The organism is Streptomyces sp. DH37, assembly GCF_029813835.1.
Lineage (GTDB): Bacteria > Actinomycetota > Actinomycetes > Streptomycetales > Streptomycetaceae > Streptomyces.
Map to the genome: position 1 here is coordinate 1 of NZ_JARVKV010000132.1, position 3293 is coordinate 3293.

Annotated in this window: 2 protein-coding genes; both read left to right on the top strand. The window is 74.9% G+C overall.

The genetic code is table 11. The features are described 5' to 3' along the window. A partial coding sequence (locus tag QC029_RS30250; RefSeq protein WP_279559044.1) for a type I polyketide synthase occupies positions 1-3034 on the top strand: 3034 nt, incomplete at its 5' end. Positions 3035-3072: 38 nt separating this feature from the next. Continuing rightward, a partial coding sequence (locus QC029_RS30255) for a polyketide synthase docking domain-containing protein (protein ID WP_279559045.1) occupies positions 3073-3293 on the top strand: 221 nt, incomplete at its 3' end.

The window sequence follows — 3293 nt, forward strand, 5'->3', positions numbered from 1 at the left end:
GCGGGAGGGCACCGGTGGGGAGTTCCGTGGTGAGGTGCCCGTGGCGGAGTGGACGGCTTCCCTGCGGGCGCTGGGAGGGGCCCGCGTCGACCTGCCCACCTACCCCTTCCAAAACCAGCACTACTGGCTGACCCTCGCCCCCGACAGCACTCACGAGGAGGACGCGGCCTCCCTGGGACTGACGAGCGCCGGACACCCCCTCCTCGGGGCGGTGCTCACCCGGCCCGAGTCCGGTGCCACCGGGTTCACCGCCCGGCTCTCCCGCCGGACCCACCCCTGGCTCGCCGACCACACGGTGCTCGGCCAGGTCCTCGTCCCCGGGACCGCCCTGGTGGAGCTCGCCCTCCACGCGGGACGGCGGGTCGGCTGCGACCGGCTCGGGGAACTGGTTCTCCGGGCCCCTCTGTCGCTGCCCGCCCGGGGCGGTGTGCGCCTGTACCTGTCCCTGGCCGACCCGGACACCGACGGACACCGCGCACTGCACCTGCACTCCCGTCCCGAGGACGCCCCCGCCGACGCCCCCTGGACCCTGCACGCCACCGGCGTGCTCACCCCTCCGCCCCCCGCCCCGCAGCCGACCGGGCCGACGGTGTGGCCGCCGCACGGCGCCCAGCCGGTACCGGTCGACCACCTGTACGAGGCGCTGGCCGACGCGGGCCTGGAGTACGGACCGGCCTTCCGCAACGTACGGGCCGCCTGGCGCCTCGGCGACGAGGTCCTCACCGAGGTCGTCCTCGACGGACCCGGACGCGAGGAGGCCCACCGCTTCGGTGCGCATCCCGCCCTGCTGGACGCGGCCCTCCACGGCGCCTTCCTGCAGGTCGGCGACGGGGACGGCCCCCGGCTCCCCTTCGCCTGGAGCGGGGTGCGGCTGGCCGCCACCGGCGCGGACGAGCTGCGCGTCCGGCTGCGCCCGGCGGGACGGGACACCGTCTCGATCACCGCGGCGGACTCCGCCGGCCATGTCGTGGTGTCCGTCGACACCCTGGTGCTGCGGCCCGTCCCGACTGGACGGCCGGACGCCGGCGACCAGGACGCCCTGCTCCGGGAGACCTGGTCGCCGCCGCGCGCCGCTGCGGGGGCGACCGCCCCCGGCGTACCGCCGGAGCCCCTGGTCGTGCTCGGTGAGGACGGGCCCGCGCTGGCGTCGGCGCTGGCGTCGTCCGGCACGGCATGCCGGGTGTTCCATGACCTGGAGGCACTCGCGGACGGGACGGCCGTACCCGACGTGGTGCTCCTGCCGGTCCTGGCGGATCCCGGCCCGGCCGTCACCGACCCGGACACCGGCGACGTGCCGCGGCGGACCCGTGCCCTGCTGGGCCGGGTCCTGGAGTGGGTGCAGCGCTGGCTCGCCGACGACCGGTTCGCCTCCGCGCGCCTGGTGGTGGTCACCCGGGGGGCGGTGGCGACCGGTGCGGACACCGGGATCACCGATCTGCCCGGAGCCGCCCTGTGGGGCCTGGTCCGCACGGCCCTCAACGAGAACCCCGACCGCTTCGGCCTGCTGGACACCGACGGGGAGGAGGCCTCCGCCCGGCTGCTCCCGTCCACCGCCGCCCGGTACCCGGAGGCCGCCCTGCGGAACGGAACGGTCCTCACCCGCCGCCTGACCCGGGCGACCGCCGGTCCCTACCGGCCCCTTCCGGCCGCCGGGAGCCCCCTGGACGCCGGGACGGTTCTGGTCACGGGTGGGACCGGTGCGTTGGGTGGGGTGTTGGCGCGTCATCTGGTGGTGCGGTGTGGGGTGCGGCGTCTGGTGCTGGTCGGGCGGCGGGGTGTGGGTGCGCCGGGTGTGGGGGAGTTGGTGGCGGAGCTGGAGGGGGCCGGTGCGTGGGTGCGGGTGGCGGAGTGTGATGTGGCGGACCGGGGTGCGCTGGGTGGGTTGTTGGCGTCGTTGCCGCGGGAGTATCCGTTGACGGCGGTGTTCCACACGGCCGGGGTGTTGGATGACGGGGTGGTCGGTTCGCTCTCTTCGGAGCGGTTGGAGCGGGTGTTGCGGCCCAAGGTCGACGGTGCCTGGAATCTGCATGAGTTGACCGCGGGTCTGCCTGTGACGGACTTCGTGTTGTTCTCCTCGGCCGCGGGCACCGTCGGTACTCCGGGGCAGGCCAACTACGCCGCCGCCAACGTCTTCCTGGACGCCCTCGCCCGCCACCGCCGCACCCGCGGTCTGGCAGCCCAGTCACTGGCCTGGGGCCTGTGGCGGATGGAGGACGAGGTTCCCCAGGGCGCCGGAATGGGCGGGCACCTGGACGACACGAGCCTGCGGCGCCTCGCGCGGGCCGGCATCGTCCCGCTGACCGCCGACCACGGACTGGCCCTGCTCGACGCGGCCCGCGCCCTCGGCGACCCGGTGCTGGTGCCCCTGCCGCTGGACCTCGCCGCGCTGCGCCGGCCGGGGGCCAGGGTTCCGGACGTCCTCGCCGACCTGGTCGGCGCCCCGTCCCACCGCACAGCCGTCCCCTCCCCGTCGCCTGCCGCCACCGCCCGGCGGGAGCCCGAGGAGGATGCCGACGCCCTGCGCCGGCGACTGGGCGCCCTGCCCGCGGACGAACGCCGGGCCGCCGTGCTGGAGGTGGTGCGCGCCCGGACCGCCGCGGTACTCGGTCACCCCGACCCCCGGCTCGTCCGGAGCGACCACACCTTCGGTGAGCTGGGAGTCGATTCGCTGACCGCCTTCGAACTGCGCAACGCGCTCAACACGGCGACCGGTCTGCGGCTGTCCGCGACCCTGGTCTTCGACCATCCCACCCCGGAAGCGCTCGCCGCGCACGTACTCGACGGCCTGCTGCCCGACGAGGATTCCACCGCGCTCCTCTTCGCCCGGCTCGACGCCCTGGACGCCTCGATCCCGACGGCCGGTGGTGACCCCGAGGTGCGGGAGAAGACCGCGGCCCGCCTCAGGGCCCTGCTCGCGAAGCTGGAGGAGGCCGACGCGGCGCCCCGGGGGGAGAACCCCTCCGGCGAGGACATCGACTCGGCCACGGCGGACGAACTCCTCGACCTCATCGACGAGGAACTCAACCGGCTCTGACGGCCGGGACGTACAGCACCACGAGAGGACGGCCGTCGATGACGGACGAGACGAAGCTTGTCGACTATCTCAAGCGACTGACCAAGGAACTGCGGCAGACCCGCCGGCGCCTGGAAGACCTGGAACACCGCGCCGGTGAGGGGGTTGCGGTGGTGGGGATGGGGTGTCGTTTTCCCGGTGGGGTGGAGTCGCCGGAGGATCTGTGGCGGTTGGTTGCTTCGGGTGGGGATGGGGTGTCGGGGTTTCCGGTGGACCGGGG